This is a genomic window from Burkholderia sp. USMB20 (assembly GCF_000949135.2).
Lineage (GTDB): Bacteria > Pseudomonadota > Gammaproteobacteria > Burkholderiales > Burkholderiaceae > Burkholderia.
The window spans coordinates 141278-167230 of record NZ_JTAN02000003.1; the positions used below are offsets into that span (position 1 = coordinate 141278).

At 65.3% G+C, this 25953-nt stretch carries 26 protein-coding genes; 18 read left to right on the top strand and 8 right to left on the bottom strand.

The window, feature by feature from the left end; translation table 11 throughout:
* The first annotated feature begins 34 nt into the window (after positions 1–34).
* From PL79_RS04690 to PL79_RS04700, 3 genes are all read left to right on the top strand, one after another.
* A complete protein-coding gene (locus PL79_RS04690; RefSeq protein ID WP_044848083.1) occupies positions 35–280 on the top strand; it encodes a DUF3717 domain-containing protein in 246 nt (81 codons plus the stop codon).
* A gap of 266 nt (positions 281–546) precedes the next feature.
* Positions 547–1464, top strand: coding sequence for a LysR family transcriptional regulator (locus PL79_RS04695; RefSeq protein WP_044848082.1), 918 nt, complete (start codon positions 547–549; stop codon positions 1462–1464).
* 123 nt (positions 1465–1587) lie between these two features.
* Positions 1588–2445, top strand: coding sequence for an alpha/beta fold hydrolase (locus PL79_RS04700; RefSeq protein WP_044848116.1), 858 nt, complete (start codon positions 1588–1590; stop codon positions 2443–2445).
* 51 nt (positions 2446–2496) lie between these two features.
* On the opposite strand, the gene PL79_RS04705 is transcribed toward PL79_RS04700, so the two are convergent.
* Positions 2497–2850: a hypothetical protein gene (locus tag PL79_RS04705; RefSeq protein ID WP_044848115.1), complete on the bottom strand. Its 354-nt coding sequence runs from the start codon at positions 2848–2850 to the stop codon at positions 2497–2499.
* Positions 2851–3227: 377 nt separating this feature from the next.
* Complete coding sequence (locus tag PL79_RS04710; RefSeq protein ID WP_044848081.1) at positions 3228–3848, bottom strand: TetR/AcrR family transcriptional regulator; 621 nt, start codon at positions 3846–3848, stop codon at positions 3228–3230.
* A 95-nt stretch (positions 3849–3943) separates the two neighbouring features.
* Here PL79_RS04710 and PL79_RS04715 point away from each other — a divergent pair, with 95 nt between their 5' ends.
* Positions 3944–5185: a glycosyltransferase gene (locus tag PL79_RS04715; RefSeq protein WP_044848080.1), complete on the top strand. Its 1242-nt coding sequence runs from the start codon at positions 3944–3946 to the stop codon at positions 5183–5185.
* Between the two features lie 16 nt (positions 5186–5201).
* On the opposite strand, the gene hutC is transcribed toward PL79_RS04715, so the two are convergent.
* Positions 5202–5897 (bottom strand): histidine utilization repressor, encoded by a 696-nt coding sequence (gene hutC, locus PL79_RS04720; RefSeq protein WP_044848079.1) that lies wholly within the window; start codon positions 5895–5897, stop codon positions 5202–5204.
* 493 nt (positions 5898–6390) lie between these two features.
* Here hutC and PL79_RS04725 point away from each other — a divergent pair, with 493 nt between their 5' ends.
* The 7 genes from PL79_RS04725 to PL79_RS04750 all read left to right on the top strand — a co-directional run bounded on the left by PL79_RS04725 (position 6391) and on the right by PL79_RS04750 (position 10983).
* Complete coding sequence (locus PL79_RS04725; protein WP_044848078.1) at positions 6391–7164, top strand: ABC transporter substrate-binding protein; 774 nt, start codon at positions 6391–6393, stop codon at positions 7162–7164.
* A 155-nt stretch (positions 7165–7319) separates the two neighbouring features.
* Positions 7320–8009, top strand: a complete 690-nt coding sequence (locus PL79_RS04730; protein ID WP_044848077.1) for an ABC transporter permease — start codon at positions 7320–7322, stop codon at positions 8007–8009.
* The gene (locus tag PL79_RS04735; protein ID WP_044848076.1) at positions 8006–8719 is read left to right on the top strand and encodes an ABC transporter permease; all 714 of its coding nucleotides are present in this window, start codon (positions 8006–8008) and stop codon (positions 8717–8719) included. The genes PL79_RS04730 and PL79_RS04735 overlap by 4 nt, the downstream gene beginning before the upstream one ends.
* A gap of 24 nt (positions 8720–8743) precedes the next feature.
* Positions 8744–9511 (top strand): ABC transporter ATP-binding protein, encoded by a 768-nt coding sequence (locus PL79_RS04740; protein WP_044848075.1) that lies wholly within the window; start codon positions 8744–8746, stop codon positions 9509–9511.
* A 69-nt stretch (positions 9512–9580) separates the two neighbouring features.
* On the top strand, positions 9581–10015 hold the full coding sequence (locus PL79_RS04745; RefSeq protein WP_044848074.1) for a cupin domain-containing protein: 435 nt from the start codon (positions 9581–9583) through the stop codon (positions 10013–10015).
* Positions 10016–10309: 294 nt separating this feature from the next.
* Positions 10310–10447, top strand: coding sequence for an HHHH-motif protein (locus PL79_RS36035; protein ID WP_193759812.1), 138 nt, complete (start codon positions 10310–10312; stop codon positions 10445–10447).
* A gap of 68 nt (positions 10448–10515) precedes the next feature.
* Positions 10516–10983, top strand: a complete 468-nt coding sequence (locus PL79_RS04750; protein WP_044848073.1) for a DUF3761 domain-containing protein — start codon at positions 10516–10518, stop codon at positions 10981–10983.
* A gap of 120 nt (positions 10984–11103) precedes the next feature.
* Here PL79_RS04750 and PL79_RS04755 read toward each other — a convergent pair whose 3' ends face one another.
* Complete coding sequence (locus PL79_RS04755) at positions 11104–12462, bottom strand: polyhydroxyalkanoate depolymerase (RefSeq protein ID WP_044848072.1); 1359 nt, start codon at positions 12460–12462, stop codon at positions 11104–11106.
* Between the two features lie 333 nt (positions 12463–12795).
* On the opposite strand from PL79_RS04755, the gene PL79_RS04760 reads away from it, so the two are divergent.
* Complete coding sequence (locus tag PL79_RS04760; protein ID WP_044848071.1) at positions 12796–13458, top strand: glutathione S-transferase family protein; 663 nt, start codon at positions 12796–12798, stop codon at positions 13456–13458.
* A gap of 203 nt (positions 13459–13661) precedes the next feature.
* On the opposite strand, the gene PL79_RS04765 is transcribed toward PL79_RS04760, so the two are convergent.
* Genes PL79_RS04765 through PL79_RS04775 form a run of 3 tightly spaced genes read right to left on the bottom strand, consistent with a single transcriptional unit; the run spans position 13662 to position 16697 of the window.
* Complete coding sequence (locus PL79_RS04765) at positions 13662–14630, bottom strand: hypothetical protein (RefSeq protein WP_044848070.1); 969 nt, start codon at positions 14628–14630, stop codon at positions 13662–13664.
* Positions 14631–14672: 42 nt separating this feature from the next.
* On the bottom strand, positions 14673–16379 hold the full coding sequence (locus PL79_RS04770) for a DUF2334 domain-containing protein (protein ID WP_235879200.1): 1707 nt from the start codon (positions 16377–16379) through the stop codon (positions 14673–14675).
* 12 nt (positions 16380–16391) lie between these two features.
* A complete protein-coding gene (locus PL79_RS04775) occupies positions 16392–16697 on the bottom strand; it encodes a hypothetical protein (RefSeq protein ID WP_235879201.1) in 306 nt (101 codons plus the stop codon).
* Positions 16698–17654: 957 nt separating this feature from the next.
* Here PL79_RS04775 and PL79_RS04780 point away from each other — a divergent pair.
* Both PL79_RS04780 and PL79_RS04785 read left to right on the top strand, forming a co-directional pair.
* Positions 17655–19613, top strand: coding sequence for a glycosyl transferase family protein (locus PL79_RS04780; RefSeq protein ID WP_044849234.1), 1959 nt, complete (start codon positions 17655–17657; stop codon positions 19611–19613).
* The gene (locus tag PL79_RS04785; RefSeq protein WP_044849233.1) at positions 19610–21304 is read left to right on the top strand and encodes an NfrA family protein; all 1695 of its coding nucleotides are present in this window, start codon (positions 19610–19612) and stop codon (positions 21302–21304) included. The genes PL79_RS04780 and PL79_RS04785 overlap by 4 nt, the downstream gene beginning before the upstream one ends.
* Positions 21305–21345: 41 nt before the next feature.
* On the opposite strand, the gene PL79_RS04790 is transcribed toward PL79_RS04785, so the two are convergent.
* Entirely contained in the window at positions 21346–22248 is a 903-nt protein-coding gene (locus PL79_RS04790; protein ID WP_052664865.1) for a hypothetical protein, read from the bottom strand.
* 166 nt (positions 22249–22414) lie between these two features.
* Between PL79_RS04790 and PL79_RS04795 the strand changes: the two genes are divergently transcribed.
* The 4 genes from PL79_RS04795 (at position 22415) to PL79_RS04810 (ending at position 25871) form a co-directional block, all read left to right on the top strand.
* A complete protein-coding gene (locus PL79_RS04795; protein ID WP_135800970.1) occupies positions 22415–23026 on the top strand; it encodes a hypothetical protein in 612 nt (203 codons plus the stop codon).
* A 126-nt stretch (positions 23027–23152) separates the two neighbouring features.
* Positions 23153–24388 (top strand): Crp/Fnr family transcriptional regulator, encoded by a 1236-nt coding sequence (locus tag PL79_RS04800; protein ID WP_044847580.1) that lies wholly within the window; start codon positions 23153–23155, stop codon positions 24386–24388.
* 22 nt (positions 24389–24410) lie between these two features.
* The gene (locus PL79_RS04805; RefSeq protein ID WP_044847579.1) at positions 24411–25175 is read left to right on the top strand and encodes a flagellar motor protein; all 765 of its coding nucleotides are present in this window, start codon (positions 24411–24413) and stop codon (positions 25173–25175) included.
* 18 nt (positions 25176–25193) lie between these two features.
* Positions 25194–25871 carry an OmpA/MotB family protein gene (locus PL79_RS04810; protein WP_044847578.1) on the top strand — a complete coding sequence of 226 codons (678 nt, stop codon included), beginning with the start codon at positions 25194–25196 and terminating at the stop codon, positions 25869–25871.
* Positions 25872–25953 lie beyond the last annotated feature (82 nt).

Below are 25953 nucleotides of genomic sequence, written 5' to 3' on the forward strand. Positions count from 1 at the left end.
CCCGGCCCGCGGAGCGCGCAATCCAGAGGAATCCATGAGCGCATCACCCGCCGAGCGGAAGGCCGGACCCGTTTCCATCGTGCGAATCGAAGCCGCGATCAATGCGTGGCGCGAAGTGTATCCGCCGGCGCCGGACGGCGAGGACGGCTACGCGCTCGACGCCGGCAGCAACTGCCTGGCCGAGCTGTACGGCACGATGATCTGCTATCGGCTGCCGGACGTGCCGCTCGACTCGCTGAGCGACGCGCAGCGCGATGCGCTGTACGCGACCGAGGCATGACGCGCGGTCGGGACGCTGCGGCGACGCGGCGTCGATGAAGCAACGGGAAGCCTGGCGGCTTCCCGTTTTGCTTTGCGGCTTTGCGGCTTTGCGGCTTTGCGCGGTGCGCCGCCCGCGAGGGCGGGCGCGGCGCGGCTCGCGCCGGTATCGGCGCGGGCTGAGGTATCGTCATGGCATCGGGAGCAGGCGCTCACGGGACGACCGGCGCGGCACGTGTGTGCGCGGGGCCGAATGAACGTCCGTGGCCTGTCCGGGAGGGTTCGAACATGGAGTTGAGACACCTCCGCTACTTCGTCGCGGTTGCCGAGGAGCGGAATTTCACGCGCGCGGCCGAGCGCCTGCACATCGCGCAGCCGCCGCTCAGCCGGCAGATCCAGCAGCTCGAGGACGCGCTCGGCGTGCCGCTGTTCGAGCGCAACGCTCGGCCGCTGAAGCTGACCGACGCGGGGCGGTTCTTCTATTCGCACGCGGTGCAGCTGCTCGCGCAGACGACCGAGCTCGAATCGATGACGAAGCGGGTCGGCAAGATCGAGCGCAGCATGTCGGTCGGGTTCGTCGGCTCGACGCTGTACGGGATGCTGCCGAAGATCATCCGGCGCTTTCGCAGCGAGTATCCGGCCGTCGAGCTGAGCCTGCACGAGATGTCGACGATGGACCAGATCAAGGCGCTGAAGGAAGGGCGCATCGACGTCGGGTTCGGGCGCATCCGTCACGAGGATCCGAGCGTGCGGCGCGTCGTGCTGCGCGAGGAGCGGATGATCGTCGCGCTGCCGGTCGGTCACGTGCTCGACGGCGCGAAACCCGTGCTGTCGCTGCACGATCTCGTGAACGACACGCTGATCATCTTCCCGAAGGCGCCGCGGCCGAGCTATGCGGACCAGGTGCTCGCGGCATTCCACGATCGCGCGCTGCAGCCGCGCAAGATCTACGAGACGCGCGAACTGCAGATCGCGCTCGGGCTCGTCGCGATGGGCGAGGGCGTGTCGGTCGTGCCGCACAGCGTGTACGGGCTGAAGCGCGACGACATCAGCTACAAGCCGCTCGACGATCCGAAACTCGTGTCGCCGATCATCATGAGCATGCGGATGCTCGACGAATCGGAGGACATCCGCGCGATGCAGGCGCTGATCTACCGGCTGTACGACGAGTCGCAGATGGAGTATCTGCCGCCGCAGCCCGAATGAGCGCGCGGGCGGTGGGGGCTTGCTTGACGCCGCGCGCGTCGGCGGGCCACCATCGTCGGCATTCTGCGGTCCGCCCGCGTGCGGCCGCCTTCATGCAGCCTTCATGCAGACGATGACATGCACATGACTGAAATCGTGACCGAGGAGACCTGGGTCGAGACGCCGCAAGGGCGTCTCTTCGCGAAGCGCTGGCGCGGTGTGCCTGCGCAGGCGACGGCCGCGACCGGGCCGGCCGCGCCTGTGCAGGCCGCACCTATGCCGGCCGCACCTATGCAGGCCGCGCCGATCGTGCTGCTGCACGATTCGCTCGGCTGTGTCGAACTTTGGCGCGACTTCCCCGCGCAACTCGCGCGCGCCACGCAACGCGACGTGATCGCATACGACCGGCTGGGCTTCGGCCGGTCCGACCGCCATCCGGGACAGCTCGGTACGACGTTCGTGCGCGACGAGGCCGATCAGGGCTTCCGCGCGCTGCTCGAACGGTTCGGCATCGATGCGTTCGTGGCGTTCGGGCACAGCGTCGGCGGCGGCATGGCGGTCGGCTGCGCGGCCGCGTATCCCGCGCGTTGCCGCGCGCTGGTGACGGTCGCCGCGCAGGCGTTCGTCGAGGATCGCACGCTCGACGGCATTCGCGAGGCGGGGCAGCAGTTCGACGCGCCCGGCCAGCTCGAGCGGCTCGTGCGCTATCACGGCGACAAGGCCGAATGGGTGTTGCGTGCGTGGGTCGGCACGTGGCTGTCGCCGGCGTTTCGCGACTGGAGTCTCGACGACGCGCTGCCGCGCGTGCGCTGCGCGACGCTCGCGATTCACGGCGAGCAGGACGAATACGGGTCGGACGTGCATCCGAAGCGGATCGCCGCGCGCGTCGCGGGGCCGTCGTCGTTCCTGCTGCTCGACGGATGCGGACACATGCCGCATCGCGAGCGGACCGGCGACGTACTCGCGGCCGTGGCGACGTTCCTGCGCGGTGCGCTCGCCTGAACGGCCGGGCGCAGGCGCGCAATGCGACCGGCGGGCCGAGCCCGCCGGCGCTCAGAACGACAGCTGGATCGCGAGATCGAGCGCGAGAATCGCGATCGAGCAGCCGATGCCGAGGACCACGTTCGGCAACCGGTGTTCGAAGTCGCGATTGTCGCGGCGCATCGCGGCGCCGAGCAGGAAGATCGCCTCGACGACGATCTGCAGCCCGACGAACAGCAGCATCAGCAGGTACTCGTAACCCATCTGCTTGAACGCGGCGAATTGCATCCCGTGATCGCGGATCCATTGGCCGACGCGCAGCAGTTCGTAGACGAACAGCAAGGCGGGAAACAGGTAGCTGATGAAATACGTCGGCGCCGTGGCGTGCCGTAGTTCGAGGTGGAAGTGCTGATGCATGGTAGCCATCACGAAGCCCTCCTTGCAAACGCATGATTGCGGTCGCGACGGCGGCGCGACGACGTGCGGACTAAGGGATTGCCCGAGGCATCGTGCGGGGCCGTACGACATCAGCATACTGCTGCGCGGAAGATTTGGCATCCCGTGCGTGCATGCGTTGTAAAAATCCCGGCGCATCGCGCGACGCGTGCAGCGGTCTTCGCTCGCGGAGCGCGACGCGTCGGCCGGTTGCGTGTCGCCCGCGTTGCCGGGCAGCAGCGATTCCGGATGGTGTTCCAGATCGCAGGCCAGCGCGCAGCGCGCCCGGCGTGCGCGTGAATTGCGTGAGCGCCGTGCACGTTCGATGCGCACGCACCTTCCTGCCCGAGCGTCGCTTGGGCGGCCGCTCAGCCTTTCGCTTGCGCGCCTTCGACGAACAGCTTCGCGACCGACCGGAATTCCCGCTTCAGCGACAACCCCGGCACGGTCAGCCAGCGCAGCATCGCCGCGAGATACAGATGATGGAACCACGTGGCGAGCTGGTCGGCCGCCAGTGCCGGGTTCAGTTCGCCCGCCTGCTGTCCGGCCGCGATCAGCTGCTGCCATACGAGCGCGATGTCGCTGCCGCCGTCCTTTCCGCTTTCCGCTTCCGTCACGCCGATGCTCAGGAACCGATGCCGCAGGTACGCGAGCAGGTACACCGGGTGCTGCTCGCACCACGCGGCCGACGCGTCGAGCACGCAGGCGATCCGCGACGCGAAGGTCTTCCGCCGTGCGACGTCGCGCTGCAGGTGCGCGAGGTCGCGCGCGAGTTCGTCTTCGAGCCAGTGCGCGAGCACGGCTTCCTTCGTCGGAAAGTGGTTGTACAGCGTTCGTTTCGCGACATCGGCCTGCGCGGCGATCTGCTCCATCGTCACGGCATCGTAGCCATGCACATCGAACAGGCGGGCGCCGGTGTCGGCGAGATGCGCGAGCATCTGGATGCGCTTGCGTGCGCGGCGGCCCGGATCGTCGGTCGTCGTCGGCATGGTTCGGTATCGAATGAAAGTGCACGAATTGCATTAGTATACGACGTGCATTTTTATGAATCCACTCGCCTGCATCGTGCAGGGGGAGTCCACGCATGAAGCTCGTCATCGTCACTTACGGCACCGAAGGCGACACGCGTCCGCTCGCGGCGCTCGGCCGTGCGCTGCTGGATGCGGGCCACGAGGTCCGGTTGCTGGCCGACGCCGCGACGCTCGGTTCGGCCGCCGCGCTCGGGGTGCCGTGCGCGCCGTTGTCCGGCGATATCCGCGCGGCGATCGCGCCGGATGGCGCGTTGTCGGACGCGGTGCGCGGGCGCGGCGGCTTCAACGACACGTCGAAGGCGCTCGCGGCGATCGCGAATGCGAACACGGCGGCATGGATGCGCGAAGTCGCGGCCGCGTCGGCCGGTTGCGATGCGATCCTGGTGTCGGGGCTGGCGTCGTTCGTCGGGCTGTCGGTCGCCGAGTATCGCGGCGTGCCGGCGATCGGCACGGGGATGATTCCGATCACGCCGACCGCGGCATTCGCGTCGCCGTTCCTGCCGCCCGGCAAGGTGCCGCGCTGGCTGAATCGGGCGAGCCATCGGCTCGTGAACGCGCTGCTGTGGCACGCGTTCAGGAAGGCGACCAATGCAGCGCGCGCCAGCGTGTGCGGCCTGCCGGCGCGCCGGCACGTCTGGACCGATCATCCGATGCTGTACGGCGTGTCGCCCGTGCTGCTGTCCGATCCGGCCGACTGGCCGTCGCACGTGCAGGCCTGCGGTCAGTGGCACGCCGACGCGCCGGCGTGGACGCCGCCGCCCGCGCTGGCGACCTTTCTCGGCGCGGGCGATCCGCCCGTGTACATCGGCTTCGGCAGCATGGCCGGGTTCGATCGCGCCGCGATGGTCGGCGCGCTGCTGCAGGCGCTCGACGGCAGGCGCGCGCTGTTCCACCCGGGCTGGAGCGGCATCGATGCGTCGATGCTGCCGGCGCACGTGTGCGTGATCGGCGAGACGCCGCACGACCGGTTGTTTCCGCATGTATCGATGGCGATCCACCACGGCGGATCGGGTACCACGCATTCGGCCGCGCGGGCGGGCATTCCGTCGGTCGTCGTGCCGTTCGCGGGCGATCAGTTCTTCTGGGCGAACCGGCTGCGACGGCTCGGTGTGGCCGATGCGCCGGTAGCGGGCCGGCGCGTGGACGCCGCCGCGCTCGCACGCGCGATCGCGTTCGCCGCGCATGCCGACACGCAGGCGCGCGCCGCCGGACTCGGTGTGCGGATCGCGCGGGAGGACGGGGTGCGGCGGGCGGTCGGCGCGATCGAGCGCTGGGCGCGGCCCGGCATGCGGTGAACGCGCCGGCGCCGCTTCAGAAATGCCCGGTGAACCGGTAGCGGCTGCCCGGGTGCCACAGGTTGGCTACCGACGCGACCATCCCCTGCGACCACGTGCGCCGATGCAGCAGCAGGCAGGGTTCGCGCTCGTCCATCGTCAGGTGGCGGCGCGTTTGCGCATCGGGCATCGCGGCCTCGATCCGGTATTCGACCCGCTGCAGCGGCGCGACGCGCGTGAGGTACTGGTTCGGCGTCGTCGTCGTGAAGTCCTGCAGTGCGTATTCGGGCGCGCAGGCCGGATTGACCCAGCGTTCCTCGAGCTGCACCGGCGTGTCGTTTTCGAAGTGCAGCACGCGTGAGTGGAAGATCGGGCTGCCGGCGTCGAGCCGCAGCTCGTCGGCGAGCTTCGCGTCGGCGATGGCCGCGCCGACCTCCAGCACCTGCGCGCGATACCCATGGCCGCGCGCGGCGACTTCGTCCGAGATGCTGCGGATCGCCACCAGCGTCGATTCGTATTTCGGCGACGCGACATACGTGCCCGAGCCGCGCGTGCGCGTGAGCACCTGCTCGGCCGTCAGTTCGCGCAGCGCGCGGTTGACCGTCATCCGCGCGACATTGAATTCGCGCGCGAGCTCGTTTTCCGACGGCACCTGGTCGCCTTCCGCCCACTCGCCCGCATGAATGCGCGCGAGGATGAAGTCCTTGATTTCCTGATAGATCGGTGTGGTCATTGCATTGCTGTTCGAGAGACGGCGGCCGCGTGCCGTCGCGCGCGGGCCTTCGTGCGGTGTCCGGGCGGAGTGTACCGGGTTCGACGCCGCGCGGGCCCGACTGTGGGCCCGGGATTCGGGTTATTCCGGCCCGCGTCCGGCGCGCCGGCCAAGGGCCCGCGAGGCCGTACGGGCTGCGGCCGCCGCGCCGGCGAGCCCGGCAAACGAAAAGTATAGACAAATGCATGGGCGGCGACGATGGGCCGAATCCGCACCGAAACCAGGGGTTCAGCTTCATGTAAGGTGTAGCGAATTGAAATATAAGGAAAATTCGCTCATGTAAACAATCCGCCGACAATTAGAGATAAACACGGATTGCTGGCAGTGACCTGAAAAAGGCAAAGTTGTATGTACAACTTGGAGAGTCGTCTGACGGATGACCTCCCGGTTGGAAGGGTTCGCGGCGGCGACGCCCGACGGGACCCGTGCCCAGTTCGCCTATGACAGGAACGCCATGAAGAAACTCGCGCTCAGTATTGCCCTTGCCTGCCTCGCGGTCGGTGCCCACGCCAAGGATTGGTCGACGATCCGGTTCGGCGTCGACGCCAGCTATCCGCCGTTCGAATCGAAGGATGCAAGCGGCAAGGTCGTCGGCTTCGACGTCGATCTCGGCAACGAGATCTGCGCGCGCCTGAAGGCGAAGTGCGTGTGGATCGAGAACGACTTCGACGGGATGATCCCGGCGCTGAAGGCGAAGAAGTTCGACGGCGTGCTGTCGTCGATGTCGATGACGCCGGCGCGTGCCGAGCAGATCGCGTTCTCCGACAAGCTGTTCAACACGCCGACGCGCCTCGTCGCGAAGAAGGGCGCGAACCTGCAGCCGACGGCCGAATCGCTGAAGGGCAAGTCGGTCGGCGTCGAGCAGGGCACGATCCAGGAAACCTACGCGAAGGCCTACTGGGCGCCGAAGGGCGTGCAGGTCGTGCCTTACCAGAACCAGGACGGCGTGTACCAGGACCTGATGTCCGGCCGCCTCGACGCCGCGCTGCAGGACGCGGTGCAGGCCGATATCGGCTTCCTGAAGACACCGCGCGGCGCGAGCTTCGAATTCGCCGGCAAGGACATCGACGATCCGAAGACGCTCGGCAACGGCGCCGGCATCGGCCTGCGCAAGGACGACGCCGACCTGAAGGCGAAGATCGACCATGCGATCGCCGACATGATCAAGGACGGCACCTACAAGAAGCTCGAGAAGAAGTACTTCGCATTCGACGTGTACGGCGGCTGACGCCTTCGCGGCGCGCACCGGCCGTGGCGCGCGCCGCCCGCTTCGCGTGATGCCGCTGGCTTGATGAGCAGACGGCATCAGGTAGTGCGCAGAACTCGTTTGATGCGCGGTTAATGGCTATTGACAATCCAGCCACATCGTTCTGGATCCCTTATATGATCTTCCAAGGATTTGGCCCGCTGTTGTGGGCCGGCACGGTCGAGACCGTGAAGCTCGCGGTGCTGTCGCTTGCCGCGTCGCTGATACTGGGCCTCGCGGGCGCGGCAGCGAAACTCTCGACCAACCGCGTGCTCAAGTCGGTCGGCACGTTCTACACGACGCTGATCCGCGCGGTACCCGATCTCGTGCTGATGCTGCTGCTGTTCTACGGGATCCAGATCCTGCTGAACGACGCGACCGACCTGCTCGGCTGGGACCAGATCGACATCGACCCGTTCGTGGCCGGCGTCGTGACGCTCGGCTTCATCTACGGCGCGTACTTCACCGAGACGTTCCGCGGTGCATTCCTCGCGGTGCCGCGCGGCCAGCTCGAAGCGGGCTTCGCATACGGGATGAGCGGCTGGCGCGTGTTCCACCGCATCCTGTTCCCGCAGATGATGCGCTTCGCGCTGCCGGGCATCGGCAACAACTGGCAGGTGCTCGTGAAGGCCACCGCGCTGGTGTCGATCATCGGCCTCGCCGATGTCGTGAAGGCGTCGCAGGACGCCGGCAAGAGCACGCTCGATTTCTTCTTCTTCACGCTCGCGGCCGGCGCGATCTACCTCGCGATCACGACGGTGTCGAACGTCGTGCTGCACCACCTGGAGAAGCGTTATTCCGTCGGCGTCCGGAGGCTTGCACTGTGATCGAACTCGTCAGCCAGTACTGGCAAAGCTATCTCTATACCGACGGTTACCGCTTCAGCGGCCTCGCGATCACGCTGTGGCTGCTGGTCGTGTCGATCGCGTTCGGCTTCGCGCTGGCCGTGCCGCTCGCGATCGCGCGCGCGTCGTCGAACCGCTGGATCTCGGGCCCCGTGTGGCTCTATACGTACGTGTTCCGCGGCACGCCGCTCTACGTACAGCTGCTGATGTGCTACACCGGCATCTACAGCCTGCAGGTCGTGCACAACCACGTGCTGCTCGACACGTTCTTCCGCAACGCGATGAACTGCACGCTGCTCGCGTTCGTGCTGAACGAATGCGCGTATGCGACCGAGATCTTCGCGGGTGCGATCAAGGCCACGTCGGCCGGCGAGATCGAGGCCGGGATGGCCTACGGGATGTCGCGCTTCAAGCTCTATACGCGCATCATCCTGCCGTCCGCGCTGCGCCGCTCGCTGCCGAGCTACAGCAACGAAGTGATCCTGATGCTGCACGCGACGACCCTCGCGTTCACCGCGACGGTGCCAGACATCCTGAAGGTCACGCGCGACGTCAACTCCGCGACGTACATGTCGTTCCAGGCATACGGCATCGCCGCCGTGCTGTACGCCATCGTCGTGTTCACGCTCATCTGGGCGTTCCGCAAGCTCGAGACGCGCTGGCTCGCGTACCTCTCGCCGCGCAGCCACTAATGCATTCGCAAGGAAGGACCAAGCATGTACAAGCTCACCGTTGACAACCTGCACAAGAAGTTCGGCGACAACGAGGTGTTGAAGGGCGTATCGATGAAGGCGAAGGCCGGCGACGTGATCAGCATCATCGGCTCGAGCGGCTCCGGCAAGAGCACGTTCCTGCGCTGCATCAACTTCCTCGAGCAGCCGTGCTCGGGGCAGATCACGATCGGCAGCGAGCCGATCCAGACCGCGCGCGACCGTAACGGCGCGCTGCGCGTGGCCGACCAGAAGCAGCTGCAGCGGATGCGCACGAAGCTGTCGATGGTGTTCCAGCACTTCAATCTGTGGTCGCACATGACGGTGCTCGAGAACGTGATCGAGGCACCGATGGCCGTGCTGGGGATCGGCAAGGAAGAGGCCGTTGCGCGGGCACGCAAGTATCTGGAGAAGGTCGGGCTCGCGCCGCGCGTCGAAGGCATGTATCCGTCGCACCTGTCGGGCGGCCAGCAGCAGCGTGTCGCGATCGCGCGTGCGCTCGCGATGGAGCCCGAAGTGATGCTGTTCGACGAGCCGACGTCGGCGCTCGATCCGGAACTCGTCGGCGAAGTGCTGAAGGTGATGCAGAAGCTCGCCGAGGAAGGCCGCACGATGGTCGTCGTCACGCACGAGATGGGTTTCGCGCGCAACGTGTCGAACCACGTGATCTTCCTGCACCAGGGGAAGATCGAGGAAGAGGGCGATCCGCGGGAGATTCTCGTGAATCCGAAGAGCGAGCGGCTCGGGCAGTTCCTGTCGGGGCGGCTCAAGTAAGCGGGGCCGCCGCAGCCTGGAACGCTAAATGCTTGTTTCGGACGACTCTTTCGATCGAGGAGCGCCGCGATGAGCACGCCGACCCCTACCGCGTTTTCCCACGTGAAGCCGCAGGACACCGCATATCAAGGCGAAGGCCTGCGCGACTTCTTCCTGTATCGCGATCTCGGCATCGCCGCCGCGACGAACGGCAAGGTCGTCGCGCAACTCGTCAGGGCGAATCATGCACCGGCGGCGGGCACCGGCTGGCACCGTCACGAGGCCGAGTTCCACATCGTGATGATGCTGAAGGGCTGGGCGCGCTTCATGTACGGCGAGCGCGAGACGCTGGTGAGCGCCGGCGACTGCGTGCACCAGGCGCCGGGAATCGTGCACTACCTGTTCGACTACTCGCCCGACATGGAGTACCTGGAGATCGTCGGGCCGGCCGATTTCAAGTCGATCGACGTCGAAGGGCCATGCGACGTGCCTGCGCCGACGCCGTGGGGCGACGCGGGCGCGTAGCCCTCCGTCGCATCGGATGCGAGGCATCCGCGTGCCCGAGAAAGACCGCCTTCGGGCGGTTTTTTTATGGATCCTGTCCGGGTTTCGGGTTCTGACCAGGTCATTCGACATCCGAAGCATTTGCCGCGTAAGGAAATCGAAAAGACAGGCGGCAATTTGTCAGCTTCGCGTGATGTTTCGTTACACCGTGTCAAAGATCGTCAATTCGATGCAGGTGCGGTGCACGGCGCGTCGGCGATCGGCGTTAAGGACGTAACAGCCGGACCACCGGCTGGCCTACCCAGGAGAATGTCCATGACCCGCATCGCGAAGATCCTGACCGCGACGGCCGTCGCCTGTGCCACCCTCGTGCCGGCGCTGGCCGAAGCCCATTCGCACCGCGTGTGCCATTTCGATCACCACCATCACCGCGTGTGCCGCTGGGTCCGTTGACCCGCGACGCGGTATTCCCGGCAAAGCGTCGGGACGCTTTTCCCGTTCAGGCAAATCAGGAGAGGATTATGAAAAAGACGATGTTGATCGCCGCGCTCGTCGCGGGCATGGGTGTGTCGATCGGTGCGTTCGCACAGGTTCCGGCCAGCGCGCCGGCCGGTACGACCGGGCTGTGCAAGGACGGCTCGTTCTACTCGGGCGCGTCGAAGAAGGGCGCGTGCGCCGGCCACAAGGGCGTGAAGACGTGGTATGGCGCAGCGTCGGCAGCCGCGGCGAGCGCACCGGCCGCGGCCCCCGCGAGCGCGGCTGTCGCTTCCGCCGCATCCGGCGCCGCCCCGGCGAAAAGCGCGCCCGCGACGACCGCCGCGGCGGCGCCCGGCGGCGGCGCGGGCAAGGTGTGGGCCAACGACAGCACGAAGGTCTACCATTGCTCGACCGACAAGTACTACGGCAAGACGAAGCACGGCAGCTACATGTCGGAAGCCGATGCGAAGGCGAAGGGCTACCACGCGTCGCACGGCAAGGCCTGTTCGTAACACCGGCGGAACGCGCGAGCGTGCGCTCGCGCACTGCCCGGCACCGCGCCCCGCCGTGAGGGCGGGGCGATTCGAGCGCAACGCCGGGTGCCGCACCGAGCGTTGCCATCCCGCGCGGGCTCAGTGCACGTGATCGGATGGCGCCGCGGCCGTCGTCGCGTCGCGACCGGCCGCGCGCGCGTCGAGCAACGCCCGCAGCGTCACGTAGTGCGCGCCGCTCGCGCTGCCGTCCGTAATGGCGGTGCGATCGTACGGCTCGTTGTCGTGGATCGTCGCGCGCACGATCGGATAGATCTGCGTTTCCCAGCGGCCGCCGTTGAACACGCCATAATGGCCCGCGCCCGTCTGCACGTGGTGCGTTTTCAGGTACGGCGGCAAACCCGAACACAGCTCCTGCGCGGCTACCGTCTGGCCCACGGCGCAGATGTCGTCCTTCTCCCCCTCGATCGTCAACAGCGCGGTGCGGTGGATCGCGGCCGGTTCCACCAGCCGGTCGCCGACCGTCAGCTCGCCGCGCGCGAGCGCGTATTGCTGGAACACTTTCTCGACCGTCTCCAGGTAGAACTCCGCGGTGAGGTCGGCCGTCGCGAAGTATTCGTCGTAGAAGTGGCGCAGCGTGTCGGCCTTCGCGGGGTCGCCTTTCGCGCGCTCGTAGTACAGGTCGGCAAACGACGCCGCATGGCGGTCGGGATTCATCGACATGAACGCGCCGACCTGCACGAAGCCCGGATACACGCAGCGCTGTGCCCCGACGAAGCCGGCCGGCACCACGCTGATCAGGTTGCGCGCGAACCATTCGATCGGCCGGCTCGTGGCGAGCGCGTTGACCTTCGTCGGATTCACGCGGCAGTCGATCGGCCCCGCCATCAACGTCAGGCTCGCGGGTTGGGCGGGATCGCCGGCGGCGGCCATCAGCGCGACCGCCGAAAGCGCGGCGACGGTCGGCTGGCAGATCGCGAGCACGTGCGCATCCGGGCCGATCTGGCGAATGAAATCGATCACGTGCCCGACGTATTCGTCGAAGCCGAAGCGGCCGGCCGCGAGCGGGATGTCGCGCGGGTTGTGCCAGTCGGTGATGTACACGTCGTGATCGGCCAGCATCGTGCTGACCGTGCCGCGCAGCAGCGTCGCGAAATGCCCGGACATCGGCGCGACGATCAGCACGCGAGGCTGGCGCGCCACCGGCCGCGCCTTGCGGAAATGCAGCAGCGTGCCGAACGGCGTGGCCGCCGCGGCTTCCTCGACGATCGGCACCACTTCGCCGTCGACGACGGTCGACGCGATGCCGAACGCCGGACGCCGGTGCGAGAACGCGCAGCATTCGAGCAGTTCGCACAGCGCGTCGACCATGCGGCCCGTCGGGGTCGACGTGACGGGCGGCCACAGCGACATCGTCGCGCGCGTGGCGGCCGCCCATGCGCGCGCCGGACGCAGGCATTCGGCAGACCATTGGTAGAAAGGATAGGCAAGCAGGTTCATGGCCGTCGTTCGTTGCGTCGCGTTACGTCGAGCGAGGCAAGCCGTATGCCAGCGTGCGGCTGGCACGCGCGTTGCACGGGGTTTGCGAATGCGGCGATACGCGTGGCGACGCGCGCGGCGCCTCATGCGGCGATGCATGCGGCGCGTGGGGCCCGACGACCGAATGCGATGCGCCGCCGTTGCCAACGAGGCTCGGCGTACTCGATGTGTCGCTGCCCCGGGCAGCGCGCTGCGCCACTTCGGCGAATGCTTCGCACAGGCGTGGTGCGCTTCGCACGGCGCGGTGCGTGCTTTCGGTGCAGGGGTACGAACGGCAATCAGCAGGGGAGCGACATGGACGTTACCGGACAGACGACGTTGACCATCAGCAGCCGCAATTACTCGTCGTGGTCGATGCGCGGCTGGCTGCTCGCGAAGCTGAGCGGCCTCGCGTTCGAGACGATCAGCGTGCCGATCGATGCGGCATCGCGCGCGGAACTGCTGCTACTGTCGCCGTCGATTCTCGTGCCGTGCCTGACGCACGACGGCAGCACGGTATGGGATACGCTCGCGATCGCCGAATACCTGAACGAAATCCGGCCGCAGGCGCGGCTGCTGCCCGACGACCGGCATGCGCGCGCGCATTGCCGGTCGATCTGCGGCGAGATGCATTCCGGTTTCAGTGCGCTGCGCTCCGCGCTGCCGATGAACCTGCGTGCGCATTTTCCCGGCTTCCGGATCTGGTCGCGTGCGCAGCACGACATCGAGCGCATCGTGACGATCTGGCGCGCGTGTCTGGCCGCGTATGGCGGCCCCTGGCTGTTCGGCGAGCAGATCGGCATCGCCGATGCGATGTACGCGCCGGTCGTCACGCGATTCCTGACGTACGACGTGAAACTCGAACCCGATATCGCCGAGTACTGCATGCGCATGCTCGCGCATCCGTTCGTGGCGGAGTGGATCGATGCCGCGAAGGCGGAGCACGAAGACATCGACGAACTCGACATGGAGTTCTGACCTGCAACGCACCTTCGCGCGTTCAATCGGATGCCGGCACGTGCATCGAAACGAATCGTCGATGCGGCCGCGCGTGTCCTGCTCGTGCATTGCCCGCGCAGCATCTGTCGGGCATCGCGCCCCGCCGTTTCGGCGGGGCGTTGCTTACCTGTTGCCGGGCACTCTGAGGCTCGCTCCCCGCATTGCAGCACGGCGCAGCAGGATCAGGGACTCGTTTTGGCCGGCTCGGCCGCGGGTGGCTTGGCCGGACGCGTGAGGAGTTCGCGTGTGAGGTTGTCCGACACATAGTGCGGGCCATCGAACAGATAGACTTGATAGCCACGGTAGGTTGTCAGCTGCCTGCTCAATTCGTCGGCGCTGGCCGACCGGAATCCCCCGTGCTCGGCGGGCCGGAAGGCCTCCGCGATTACCCGCACACGTTGCTTTCCGAGGCGCGAGGTCAGCTCGTCGACATAGGCGCGCGCGACGTAGGGTTCGCGCGCATAGACGCCGCAGCCGTCCTGGAAGAACACCCCGACGTCCGACGGCAGCCACGACACGAGCCAGTCCGCCAGCGCCTTCCCGCCGATATTGGTCTGGTCGTAGACGCTCACCCACAGCGGGCGCGGCAGTCGCTTCAGGATATCGGCCAGCTTCGGCGCGTCCTGCCAGGTCGGGTCGATTTCGACCGGGAAGTAGTAGCCGGTGACATTCAGCGGAACGTGCGTGCGCGCTACCGCCAGGGACTGGTCCGCGAGTGTCGACAGATGGGTGCGTGCTCGCTTTTCATCCTGGTAACCGGCGAGGCCCAGGATGACGTTTCTGGCCCAGGGTTCGCGGCCGATGCGCCCCCAGTCGGGAAGGTGTGCCGCGGGACGGATGCCGGCGTCGGGCACGTACGCGGTATCGTCGACGACGCTCCACTGGATCAACAGATCATGTACGCCGAGCATCTGCCAGTTTCCGACGGGATTCGTCGTCGCGTTGTCCACCTGCCAGACGATTCCGTCGGCATGCACGTCATGCGCCGTCCAGCTGCACGCGGCCACGGCGAGCGATGCACCGACGGCCGCGAGCATCGCCGCGCGGGGCGAACCCGGCGCGTGCGCGTGCCGGCGTCGCCGGCCTGCGTGTCGGAACCGGCCCAGACGCAGTCGAATCCCGCGCAAGGCCGGGATGGCGTACGTGAGCATCGCGGCCTCCCCGGAAGCATTCCTGCGCGACATCGTAGCCGATCACATGCAAACGTGCGACCCGCCTTGCTGCTGCGGGTCCGCACGAGGCTTCCACTGGCTCGCGTCACTTGGCGTCGTGCCGTCCGCCCATGTGTAGCCGAGATTCGTGATGCCCGTCACGATACTCTGGAAGTCCTGGAAGGCGGGCAGTCCGAGATCGGGCTCGAGCCAGTACGGATGGAAGAAGAACGACGCGAAGCCGTCCCGCACCGCCAGACCGTATTGCGCGTTGGTGACGATTTGCTGCCACGTGTACGTGATGCACGAGAACGGGTCTTTACTGCAGATGTTGTATTGAAGGCTGCCCAGGTTCTCCGGAATGATTCGTTGCCCGTAGTAATCGGAGTTGATGATGTACGGGAAGAATTGCCCGGCCGAAAAGTCCTGGTTGGGCGCGCCCGTCCCGATCTGCGGATTGGTAGACGTGTAGTAGACGGCCCGCTGGAACGTGGTCGGGAACGTCTGCGCCGTGGCCGTTGATGCCATCGGCGACATCTGGTACTGCGGCGCAGCCCAGCCGACGATCTTGTAGCCGTTGAGCGTGAACTCGAGCAGGCCGTCGGCCATTCTGCCTTTCGCCCATTGCACCGAGTCCTCGTCGACCGGACGATTCTGGACTGCGTACCAGAACTCGAAGTCGCTGCCGCTCACCGCATTCTGAAGATTCGGCGTCGAGTCATACTGGTGCGTATAGCCGTGCATCACGATCGAGCCGCCGCGCAGGAGCGCGTAGTTCAACCCGCTCTTGAGGCCCGTTGCCTGCGCGAGGTGAATCGTCTCCGGCACGCCGCCGTTGTAATACCCGTTCGGGTCGGTATACAACGGAATGGTCGCCATCGTGAACTTGATCTTCTTCGAGTACAGATAGTCCGACAGCTGCCTCATCGAGCTCGTCGTCGTGAATGCGTCCAGATCCTCGAGGCGGACCAGCGCACGATGATTCACCGGTGCATTGGTCTGCAGGATGTCGTGCAGGATGTCGCATATCACCAGATAGCGATCCGTCGGGCCGATGTAGGAGAACGGCATGTCCGCGAAGTACCAGAACTTGCCGGAGCGCATGACGTAGGGCGTCGTTGCGCCGCTCTTGCTGTTCTTGATGGTGACGAGCACTTGCGCCTTGGTGGCATCGAGAACCTGGGTCAGGCCGACATCCGGGTCCGCGTTGATGGCGCCGGTCGACGCGTCGAACGCGTAGTACTTGACCATCGCCAGGTTCTTGTACGTGACTGTGTCGTAGAAGCCGGGATTCGGATTGCTGGACGATGGCGTCGCGTTCATCCCGGCAAGGCCCAGGAAGCTGAACCCGAAAGTCTGGTTGAACGTATAGGCCGTGTTCCACGCGAGCTGCCACAGGTTGTACTTGAACCAGACCACGGTTTTCGTGGCGGTCATCACGTCGCTCATGAACGCCGTCGGAATCGGGTTGTTGTAGTAGTCGCCGATATAGAACGTGGCGTCGTGGCTCCCGATCATGCCGGACGTGTAGTTCTGTATCGGTACCAGGTCGACGGTCGTATTGAAGTGGCCGAGCAGGTTCCTCAACATGATGCTGTACATCAGGCCGAGCTTCGAAAACGGGTCGTTGGCCGGGTTGTCGTATAACACGAGCGTATGTGCGGTCGTGGTCTGCGCGTGCGCCGTGCCCGGCAATGTCATTTGCGCGAGTCCGGCAAGCAGGGCTATGACGATCAAGATCTTTTTCATGGCCGTATCTCCCTAGTCGCGTTCGACGTTGCCGCCGTGCTTCTTGACGGAATTTCTGCTGAACTTGGGACGCCCCGTCTCCTTGTATGCCTTGTCCCAATCCTCATCGGACATGCCGGGTTTCACGTTGACTTGGGCAGAGCCGTTTGGCAATGGCGGGGGCTTGATCTTGCCGCCGGACGACTGGTTCGTCTGCTGCGCACTCGCATGCTGAACCGCGCTGGTGATGACGAGCGCGGGACTCAATGCAAGGAGTAGCCCAACGGTGCTCAACCCGATTCGAAAAAATCGATTGCGATGCGAGGGCATGATTTTCATCCTTTGATATGCAAATTGGATTCTCGTTAACGAAACGAGCACGCCCCATTGCCGATTTAGAATCGGGTGTTATGTCGTTATTTTTTTCGTTTAATACCCCCGGTTAATGAAACGAAACCGGACAGTTGGCTTTCAAGCTAGTTCTGTACCATCCGCCGCAAATGGACACCGGGCCGGGACGCCAAAATCGGCGCGTCGAGACGGTCCGAAATTGTCTCGATAAACGTTTCACGCATGCAACGCGACTGGTTTCGGAAATTGGGTCCGACGAACGCGTAACGTCTGTTTGAGCGATTCAGGTGAAACCGGTTGCGTGCTTCGTTCCGCCCACGGCAACGCGGCAACCGAGCCGGCGGCGCATCCATCCAACGGCGACCGGAGCACCGGATTTTCGGTTTCATCGTCGATCCGTCCGTCCAGGATCGACGGAATCGCGTGACGCGCTCCGGTCGCGATGATCGGGGACGCGGGTAGAGAACCTGCCAAACGTCTCATATTCGGAACGCCGGTCCGCATGTTTCAGCACTGAAACATTTGGCTTGGTTTCGATTCGCCGATCGTGCGCGGCACACGTCCGGTACCCGGAAGGCGCAAGAGTGGTGGACGATGGCGCACGACTTGCTTGAAGCGCTGTGTATTGAAAAGAGACGGTGTATGGGGCGCACTGCGTAGCGCTGGATCGGGGGCCGCTGCAAGCGCCGGCGCACGCAGGGACGAACGCAAGCAAGCGGAGAAACCGGCTGTCAAAAGTCACCCACTGAACACGTTGCATTTTTGGTGATGTTGCGTGGTCGTATCAATAGCGCTCCGGGCAGCCTCGAGTCTTTTGAGAACGACGAGAACGGATGTGGCGTTAGCCGCAGGAGTGGACGTGACGGGGTCGACGGGGACGGGGCGGTTTCGTCTTCCGTTCGTACGAAGGAAGAAATACAGACGGACGAAAATCGCGGAAAGGTAATGGATAATATGATATGGAGTGCGTATTTATATGCACTCAACCTTGTCGCCATTGTGACCGCCCTCGTCATCCTGGTCAGCACGCTGGATGACCTGACGCTGGATGGCTGTTACTGGTCATTCGAAATCGGGCGCATCCTGCGTCGTGAGAAATCGCAGACCGTCGACATCGGCATGCTGCGCGCGCAGGAAGAGCGCCATCTGGCACTCATGGTGCCGGCATGGAAAGAGTACGACGTGATCGCCAAGATGATCGAAAACACGCTGGCGACCATCGAGTACGAGCGGTATGTCATCTTCGTCGGCACCTATCACAACGACGCCGAAACCACGGCGGAAGTCGAACGGATGGTTCGCCGGTATCCGGGCAGGGTGACGCGTGCCACGGTCATGAACGACGGGCCGACCTGCAAGGCGGACTGCCTCAACTGGATTCTCGAAGCGATCCTTCGTTACGAAGCAGTCCATCATATTCAGTTCGCGGGCGTCGTCATGCACGACTGCGAAGATGTCATTCATCCGGTCGAACTCAAGTACCTCAACCATGCGGTGGCGGAGAGCGATCTGGTCCAGCTTCCGGTGCTGTCGTTGCCCCGGAAATGGAACGAGTTCGTCGCCGGCTGCTATCTCGACGATTTCAGCGAAACGCACCAGAAGGACGTGCCGGTGCGCGCACGCTTGACCGGAGTCGTGCCGGGCGCGGGTGTTGCGTCGTGCTACAGCCGGCGTGCGATCGAAGCCGCGATGAAGGCGCGTGACGGCGGCCCGTTCAACACGCGTTCGCTGACCGAGGACTATGATTTCAGCTTCCGGCTGAGAGACCTCGGCATGAAGGAAACCTTTGCCCGCACGCCGCTTTCGGACATCGTGCGCGATGCCGGCGGCAAGCGCGCGAAGGACGGTGCCGCCGGTCGAAACCTGCTGGCCACGCGCGAGTACTTTCCCAAGACATTCCGCACCGCCTACCGGCAGCGCGCGCGCTGGATTCTAGGCATCGCGTTTCAAGGCTGGGAGCAACTCGGCTGGAAGGGCGACTTCCTCACCCGCTACATGTTCTTCCACGATCGCAAGGGCATCGTGACGTCGCTGTTTTCGGTGATTGCCTATGGTGTGCTGCTCAACTTCGTGTTGCTTTCCGCGCTTCAGAAAGCCGGTCACGTCATTCCCGCCAGCGCTCAACTCGTGACGGCCGGTGCCTGGGTCACGCCGCTGCTGTGGGTCAACACCCTCATGCTGTTCGCCCGTGCCGGACAGCGTTTCTACTTCGTCAGCAAGCTGAACGGCCTGCTCCAGGGGCTGCTCTCGATCCCGAGGATGTTCGTCAACAACCTGATCAATTTCTGCGCGGTGAGTCGCGCGTGGCGCATCTATGTCGGCCACCTGGTGAGCGGCAGGCCGATCGCGTGGGACAAGACCAGTCACACATACCTGTCCAACGAGGAACTCGGGAAGGCGCGCCGCAAGATCGGCGAGATCCTGGTCGGCTGGGGCGTGGTTTCCCTGGCGCAACTGGAGGACGGCCTCGAGCGGCAACTGACATGCGGCAAGCGGCTGGGTGAACTGTTGCTCGAAGGCAGTGCGTTGTCCACCGAATCGCTGGCGGATGCGATCGCCGAGCAGGCGGATCTGCCGCGGGTGAGCCTGGGCAACGTCGCGGTGGGCCACTTCGCGGACTCGCTGGCATTCGAGCTGCAGTACGCGTATCGTGCCGTTCCGTTTTCGACCGCCGCCGACGGGACGCTGAACGTCGCGGTCGGGCGGCCGCTCACGCAGGACGAACAGGACGTCGTGCGGCGCGGCGCCCGAACGAACGTCGCCTATTTCATTGCCTGCGATGCGGAGATCGCCGCCGAACTCGGCCGGCACTCGCGCTTCGTCGAGATCGCGCGGCTGCGCGTTGGCGACGACGCGACGCAGCAGGCAGTGCCGGTGAAAAAGCCGTCGGGAGAACAGGCATGAAGCGCTCGACACGTCGGATCGCGGCCGGCCTCAAGCGCTGCGCACGGTCGAGCGCGCTGGCCGTTGCCATGTCGCTCGCCTGGCAGGCGCCGGCATCCGCCGCCCCGCAGCTCAACCCCAAAGCCTATCGGCTCGCCGATGGCGCCTACAAGGCGATCAACGCAGGCGACCTGCCTCGCGCGGAAGCGTATGCGTTGCGCGCCCTCCGGATTCAGCCGGGAAGCGAACAACTCGGGCTGTTGCTCGTGGATGTGTACCGGCGCGAAGGGAAAGTCGACGAAGCGGACGCGCTGCTGGAATCGCTGAGCGTTCGTTTTCCGAAAAGCGCGGCGGTACTGGCGCAGCATGGCTATCTGGCGCAGCGGCAGATGCGCTACGACGTCGCGTGCAGCAATTTCGCGGCGGCCGTCGCGACTGGAAACTGGAGCAAGGAGCAGCAGCGCAACTTGCGCCTCGCGTGGTCGGACAGTGCGCTCGCGGCAAAGCGTCCGCACGAGGCCGGCGTCGCGCTGGCGCCGCTGGCCGATGAAAAATCGGCCGTGATTCAGTTGCGTATCGCGCAGATGAGCTTGCAGGCGGGCGACCACGACAGCGCGCTGCGCGTGGCCGAGCTGGCGGCCGGCAACGCGTCGACCGATGCCGAGCGGAACATGGCCGCGTCGATCGCGGCACAGGCGCGGCAAGCCGACCAGCCGCCCGAGGTGCCGGTGGACGATACCGCGCAACGGACCTTGCAGCACGCCTATGATCTCCTGCGCGAACACAAGGATCGCGAGGCGCTCGACGCATTTCAGGAAGGTTTCGCCGGTGGCGCCGGCAACGCGATGAACTATGCGGACGCCGGCTATGCGGCCAAGCGGATCGGCTTGAACGAGCAGTCCGTCCAGATGTTCGAGCAGAGTCTCGACGCCGACGAAAACGAACATGCGTTCGACGCGCAGCGCAAGTTCGGCTATCGGCGCGAGGTAGAACAACTCGAGCGCACCTGGGGTTTCGTGCTGAGCGCGCCATACCAGTCGGCCGCATTCGGCCCGCAAGGCACGATCAGCGTGCTCCAGCCGGGTATCGAGGCGTATTGGCAGCCGCCGAAGATCGGCTATCGGAACGGCCGCATTCTCCAGTTCTTCGTGCGTGGATACGGCACGGCCTACGACGGCACGGGCAACGTGACCGGCATGCCGACCGTGCAGGGGTCGGTGGGCGTGCGCTACAAGCCGATACCCGATCAGAACGTGGTGGTGACCGCCGAGCGGTTGTTCCATATCGGCAGCCTGTCGATGACGGACTGGCTGATGCGCCTGGGTTACTCGTCGGAGGCGGGCACCGACCTGCGGGTCACCGAACCGAGCTGGCGCAGCTGGCAGGCCTATGTAGAAGGTGCGTACTTCATCAATGCCGGGCGTTACATCATCTATTCGGAGTTGCGTTACGGGCACACGTGGCGCTTGCCGATGATCAGCGACCGGCTGACCGTCTACCCGCACGCTGCGGTGGCGGGCGATCACGACAACCGTCAGCCTGACAAGACGGCAATCGGTGCGGGGCCAGGGGTCCAGTTCAGGTACTGGTTTCGCGAAGGCAGGTATACCGCGCCGGCGAGCTATCTCGACGTGACGGTGCAATACCGGTTCGGGTTGACGTCAGCGGCACGCGCACGTGGTCTCGTGGTACGCGCGACATTGTGGTTCTGAGCAACTGCGCTGACGATCAGGCGACTCGATGGTGAGGCCGATCAGCTGGGCGACTTGAGCGTGATGATCGTTTGACGCAGCAGCTGGAAGTAGGAGCTCGTCGAATACGGGACCATCTGCTCGGCGTAGTTCCACCAGAAGAATCCGCCGATGAAACGCGGATCGGTCATGCTGTTGACCATCGGGTAGTAGGTCTTGATCAGGTTCTGCTGCACCGACGCCGGCGCCGCGATATCCGACGTGCCGATTTCGCCGAAGCCGACCTTCGCGTTCGGGAAGATGCTTTCCAGCGCCGCGAAGTCGTTTTTCCACGACGGATTCAGCCCCGGGCAATCCTGGTACGGGTAGTAGCTGAACAGCGCGTAGTCGGCCTGCTGGCGAACCGTCGCCGGCAGGAACGCGGTCGGCCACGTCTTCCAGTAATCCTGCGGCTTCGCCCAGCAGTTGGTGCCCTTGCTGTCGTCGTTGTAGTACAGCGTGATCGCGGTCTTGCCGCCGTTCGATTTGACGATCGTGTTGGCCGCGGCGACCATCTGGCCGATCTGCTGCTCTTCCGAATTGACCACGGTGTTCGTGCCGCTCGGATCGTTGCGCAGCCATTCGCCGTTGATTTCGTTGGCGATTTCCCACACGTCGACCGTGTTCTTCAGCTGCGACACCAGTTCCTGCGTGCGCGCCTTGTACGTCGTGATATCCGTCGGGAAATAGTACGAATCGTAGACTTCGCCCATCACGTATGCGACCGAGTGCAGGCGCAGCAGCGGTGCGTAGTAGTCGGCGGCCGACGTGCCCGGATCGAACACGACGCGCACCGTCGGTCGGTACGGCAGGTTCTGCAGCGACGCGATGATCGCATCCAGTTTCGTCAGGTCATCGAGCGTGACGCCGTAGACCGGATTCTTCAGCGGTTCGACCTGGGCGTTGGCGGTTTGGGACAAGGGCATCAGCCCGGCATAAGCAACGCATGCGGCAATGGCCGTGCGTGAGATGGTTTTCGTCAGTTTAATCAAAACTTCGGTTCCGTCCTAAGGTAAGAAGAAGCGCGATTTTAGACGAAAATAAAAGGTAATTATCGGATGATATGCGCAATAAAGGGGCGGATGTCGCGGAATGGAAATTGCTGCGCGGCTGGCTGGTGATCAAAAACGCAGCATCCCGAAACGTTTGCAAGCGGGCATCGGGACGGCCGGCGGAACGGGGAATCTCCTGACGACCGGGCGTGGTGGCGCATTCGGGTATACGCGCTGCGATTCCGCTTCGGCTTCGCGGTCGGCTTCGACATCGGCTTCGGCTTCGGCATCGACTTCGACTTCGACTTCGGCTCGGCGCGGCTTCGGCTTCGACATCGGCATCGGCATCGGCATCGGCATCGGCATCGGCATCGGCATCGACATCGACATCGACATCGACATCGACATCGACATCGACATCGACATCGACATCGACATCGACATCGACATCGACATCGACATCGACATCGACATCGACTTCGACCTCGACTTCGACCTCGACCTCGACCTCGACCTCGACCTCGACCTCGACATCGGCATCGGCATCGGCATCGGCATCGTCAACACTGCCGTGCTCACGATCGCCCGCATCGTTTGCGATGGCCATGCGGTGATCCGCTCGCGCCCGGTGGCGCACGAACGCGCACGCATCGAAGAATCTGCTGACGATGCCGGCAATCCGCAAACGTTTCACGTTGATTTTCGTCGGTAACGCGCAGGATTTCGCTAAAGGATGCCGGCGCCGATGACGTTAAACGGGCACGGGGATGACTGCCGATCGCATGCATGTGACATGCGACGCCCAGTCCGCAACAACCAGCGCTGCAGGGGAACCAACATGAATCGTCAGCAATCGTGGACGCGTACGGCCGCGCCCGGCGAGATCATCTACTCGGAGGGCTTCGCCGGCGAGCCCGTCATCTTTCTGATCGCCGACGGCAAGGTCGAGCTGTCGACGCGCTGCGACGACAAGCGCGTCGTCGTCGCGACGCTCGGGCGCGGCGAGTTCTTCGGCGAATCGGCGCTGCTCGCCGCCGAGCCGCGCGCACATACCGCGAAGGCGCTGTCGTTCTGCCAGCTCACGGTCGTGCCGGCCGCGACGATCGACGAGGAAATCGAGCACGTGTCGGCGCTGCTTCGCCACATCGTGCGCACCATGATCCGGCGCGTGAAGCGCAAGGACGACCAGCTCGCGACCTATACGCATGCCGACTTCATGCCGGGCGTGCTGTCGTATGCGCACGTGCTGTCGCTGATGGCGGGCGCCGACGCGCGCGGCTCCGACGACGCGTGGTCGCGGCGGCCGATGCAGGCACATGCGGAGGTGTCGGTGCCGCTCGCGGAGGTGATCCGCCGGTGCCGCGCGATTGCCGGCCATTCGCGCCCGCACGTGCTTGCGATGCTGCGCCGCATGGAGAAGCTCAATCTCGTCACGATCGAAGCCGCGCAGGGCGACCATGCCGGCGGCGCGGCCGATTACCCCGCGTCGTCGGATGCGCGCCAGACCGTCACGTTCGATGCGGCGCGCGTGGTCGATCGCGCGCAGCAGGTTGCCGATCACGATCTCGACGTGTCGATCAACAGCGAGCTGGAGCTGATCGAGCTCGCCGATCTCGAAGCGCTGATCGGCGTCGACCGGAAGCTGCTGCTCAACAAGCTGTCGCACGGCGAGATCGCCGACGAGGTGTTCGCGTTCCGCAAGTCGAAGGTGCTCGGTTACGTCGGGCAGAAAGGCGTCGCGTATTTCTCGCGGCGCAGCCCGCGCGCCGGCGGCGACGTGCGCGCGCTCGAGGATCTCGTGGGGGTCGACCAGCGCACGCTGTTCGACGTGATCAGCGCATTCGATACGTACGATCTCGCGAAGCTGATCGCGAGCCTCGACGATCGCGCGGTGGCCGACAAGCTGTTCTCGGTGATGACGGAAGCGCGGCGCAACGAGGTGTCGTGGGTGATGCGCCGCGAGCTCAAGCTCGACCCGATCGAGATCGAGGAGATCGAGCGACGCGTGCTCGATGCCGTGCGCGCGGCCAAGGCGCCGGCGGCGTCCGTGCCGCCGGCTTCATCCGCCGCGTGACGCCCACCCGACGGAGACATCCATGGACCTGTTGACCCTGGCCGGCGTGCTGCTCGGCGGCGTGGCGATCGTGTTCGGCTTCGCGCTGGAAGGCGGACATTTTTCGATGTTGTTCCAGTTCGAAGCGCTCGTGATCGTGCTCGGCGGCACGCTCGGCGCGGTGATGATCCAGAATACGTGGGCGCGCTTCTTCGATGCGGTGAAGCAGCTGCGGCTCGCGTTCGTGCGCGCGCAGGAAGTCGATCGCAAGCACCTGACCGACCTGCTGGAGTGGGGCGATCGCGCGAAGCTCGACGGGCTGCTCGCCTTCGAATCGATGGACGTGAGCGGCATCCATCCGTTCGCGCGGCGCGGGCTCGAACTGCTCGCGAACGGCGTGTCGACCGCGGTGCTCGAGGACGCGCTGCAGCGCGAGCTCGACGCCTACGAGCGCAGCCGCCTCGCGGCCGCGCGCGTCTGGCACCAGGCCGGCGGCTATGCGCCGACGTTCGGCATTCTCGGCTCGGTGCTCGGGCTGGTGCAGGTGACGAGCCATATTCTCGAACCGGCGCAGCTCGGGCCGGGCATCGCAGTCGCGTTCATCGCGACGCTCTACGGCCTCGCATTCGCGAACCTCGTGTTCCTGCCGCTCTACGGCAAGCTGCGCGCGCAGATCGACAGCGAGCTGCGGTTCCGCAAGCTGTATCTCGACGGATTGCTCGCGATCTCGCGCAAGGAGTCGCCTCACACGATCGAGACGCGGCTGACCGGCGACGTGCGCGGCCGCGCGGCGGAGTCGCTCGCATGACGCACCGGGAGCTTCGACATGACGGCTCGAACTGACGGCGCGCGTGTGGGTTCGGCCGCGGCCGGGCGCGACGACGATGAGGCCGAAGGCACGCAGTCCGGGCGCTGGCTGATTTCCTACGCGGATCTCGTCACGACGCTGATGGTGCTGTTTCTCGCGCTGTACGTGCTGCAGCTCGCGAAATACAACGCGCTCGATGCGCGTTATCAGACGCTAGCTCGGCATGACGGCGGGACGGCAAGCGCGCCCGACGCAGCGACCGGGCGCATGCCCGCGTGGCTCGCATCGCTCGACGCGCTGAAGACGGCCGGCCGCATCTCGCTCGTGCGCGCGCCGCACGGCATCGAGATCGGCATCGACGCGAAGATCCTGTTCAACGTCGGCGATGCGCGCTTGCTGCCGGACGCGACACCGGTGCTGAGCCAGATCGCGCAGGCGCTGAGCGCGCATGCGAGCGGCGACATCCTCGTCGAAGGGCATACCGACAGCGTGCCGATCGCGAACGCGAAATACGAGTCGAACTGGGAGCTGTCGTCCGCGCGGGCGGGCAGCGTCGTGCGCTATCTGGCCGATCGCGGCGTCGCGCCGCACCGGCTCGCCGCGATCGGGCGGGCCGATACGCAGCCGCTCGTCGCGGGCGACGATGCGGCCGCGCGGGCGCGCAACAGGCGGGTGACGATCTTCGTCGCGTATTGAGCGCGCGAACCTCGACGGGCACGCGACGGCCGCCCGTCGACGACATATCGGATCTCGGATGACGAACATGTGAACCCGGCGA

Coding starts and splice junctions, on each gene's coding strand:
- PL79_RS04710 (WP_044848081.1), bottom strand. CDS start 3,848: ATGCCGACGACGACCGACGATCCGGGCCGCCGCGCACGCAAGCGCATC.
- PL79_RS04715 (WP_044848080.1), top strand. CDS start 3,944: ATGAAGCTCGTCATCGTCACTTACGGCACCGAAGGCGACACGCGTCCG.
- PL79_RS04800 (WP_044847580.1), top strand. CDS start 23,153: ATGAATCGTCAGCAATCGTGGACGCGTACGGCCGCGCCCGGCGAGATC.
- PL79_RS04760 (WP_044848071.1), top strand. CDS start 12,796: ATGGACGTTACCGGACAGACGACGTTGACCATCAGCAGCCGCAATTAC.
- PL79_RS04700 (WP_044848116.1), top strand. CDS start 1,588: ATGACTGAAATCGTGACCGAGGAGACCTGGGTCGAGACGCCGCAAGGG.
- PL79_RS04690 (WP_044848083.1), top strand. CDS start 35: ATGAGCGCATCACCCGCCGAGCGGAAGGCCGGACCCGTTTCCATCGTG.
- PL79_RS04695 (WP_044848082.1), top strand. CDS start 547: ATGGAGTTGAGACACCTCCGCTACTTCGTCGCGGTTGCCGAGGAGCGG.
- PL79_RS04740 (WP_044848075.1), top strand. CDS start 8,744: ATGTACAAGCTCACCGTTGACAACCTGCACAAGAAGTTCGGCGACAAC.
- PL79_RS04790 (WP_052664865.1), bottom strand. CDS start 22,248: ATGCCCTTGTCCCAAACCGCCAACGCCCAGGTCGAACCGCTGAAGAAT.
- PL79_RS04725 (WP_044848078.1), top strand. CDS start 6,391: ATGAAGAAACTCGCGCTCAGTATTGCCCTTGCCTGCCTCGCGGTCGGT.
- PL79_RS04805 (WP_044847579.1), top strand. CDS start 24,411: ATGGACCTGTTGACCCTGGCCGGCGTGCTGCTCGGCGGCGTGGCGATC.
- PL79_RS04765 (WP_044848070.1), bottom strand. CDS start 14,630: ATGCTCACGTACGCCATCCCGGCCTTGCGCGGGATTCGACTGCGTCTG.
- PL79_RS04785 (WP_044849233.1), top strand. CDS start 19,610: ATGAAGCGCTCGACACGTCGGATCGCGGCCGGCCTCAAGCGCTGCGCA.
- PL79_RS04755 (WP_044848072.1), bottom strand. CDS start 12,462: ATGAACCTGCTTGCCTATCCTTTCTACCAATGGTCTGCCGAATGCCTG.
- PL79_RS04780 (WP_044849234.1), top strand. CDS start 17,655: ATGGATAATATGATATGGAGTGCGTATTTATATGCACTCAACCTTGTC.
- PL79_RS04745 (WP_044848074.1), top strand. CDS start 9,581: ATGAGCACGCCGACCCCTACCGCGTTTTCCCACGTGAAGCCGCAGGAC.
- PL79_RS04810 (WP_044847578.1), top strand. CDS start 25,194: ATGACGGCTCGAACTGACGGCGCGCGTGTGGGTTCGGCCGCGGCCGGG.
- PL79_RS04705 (WP_044848115.1), bottom strand. CDS start 2,850: ATGGCTACCATGCATCAGCACTTCCACCTCGAACTACGGCACGCCACG.
- PL79_RS36035 (WP_193759812.1), top strand. CDS start 10,310: ATGACCCGCATCGCGAAGATCCTGACCGCGACGGCCGTCGCCTGTGCC.
- PL79_RS04750 (WP_044848073.1), top strand. CDS start 10,516: ATGAAAAAGACGATGTTGATCGCCGCGCTCGTCGCGGGCATGGGTGTG.
- hutC (WP_044848079.1), bottom strand. CDS start 5,897: ATGACCACACCGATCTATCAGGAAATCAAGGACTTCATCCTCGCGCGC.
- PL79_RS04770 (WP_235879200.1), bottom strand. CDS start 16,379: ATGAAAAAGATCTTGATCGTCATAGCCCTGCTTGCCGGACTCGCGCAA.
- PL79_RS04775 (WP_235879201.1), bottom strand. CDS start 16,697: ATGAAAATCATGCCCTCGCATCGCAATCGATTTTTTCGAATCGGGTTG.
- PL79_RS04730 (WP_044848077.1), top strand. CDS start 7,320: ATGATCTTCCAAGGATTTGGCCCGCTGTTGTGGGCCGGCACGGTCGAG.
- PL79_RS04795 (WP_135800970.1), top strand. CDS start 22,415: ATGGAAATTGCTGCGCGGCTGGCTGGTGATCAAAAACGCAGCATCCCG.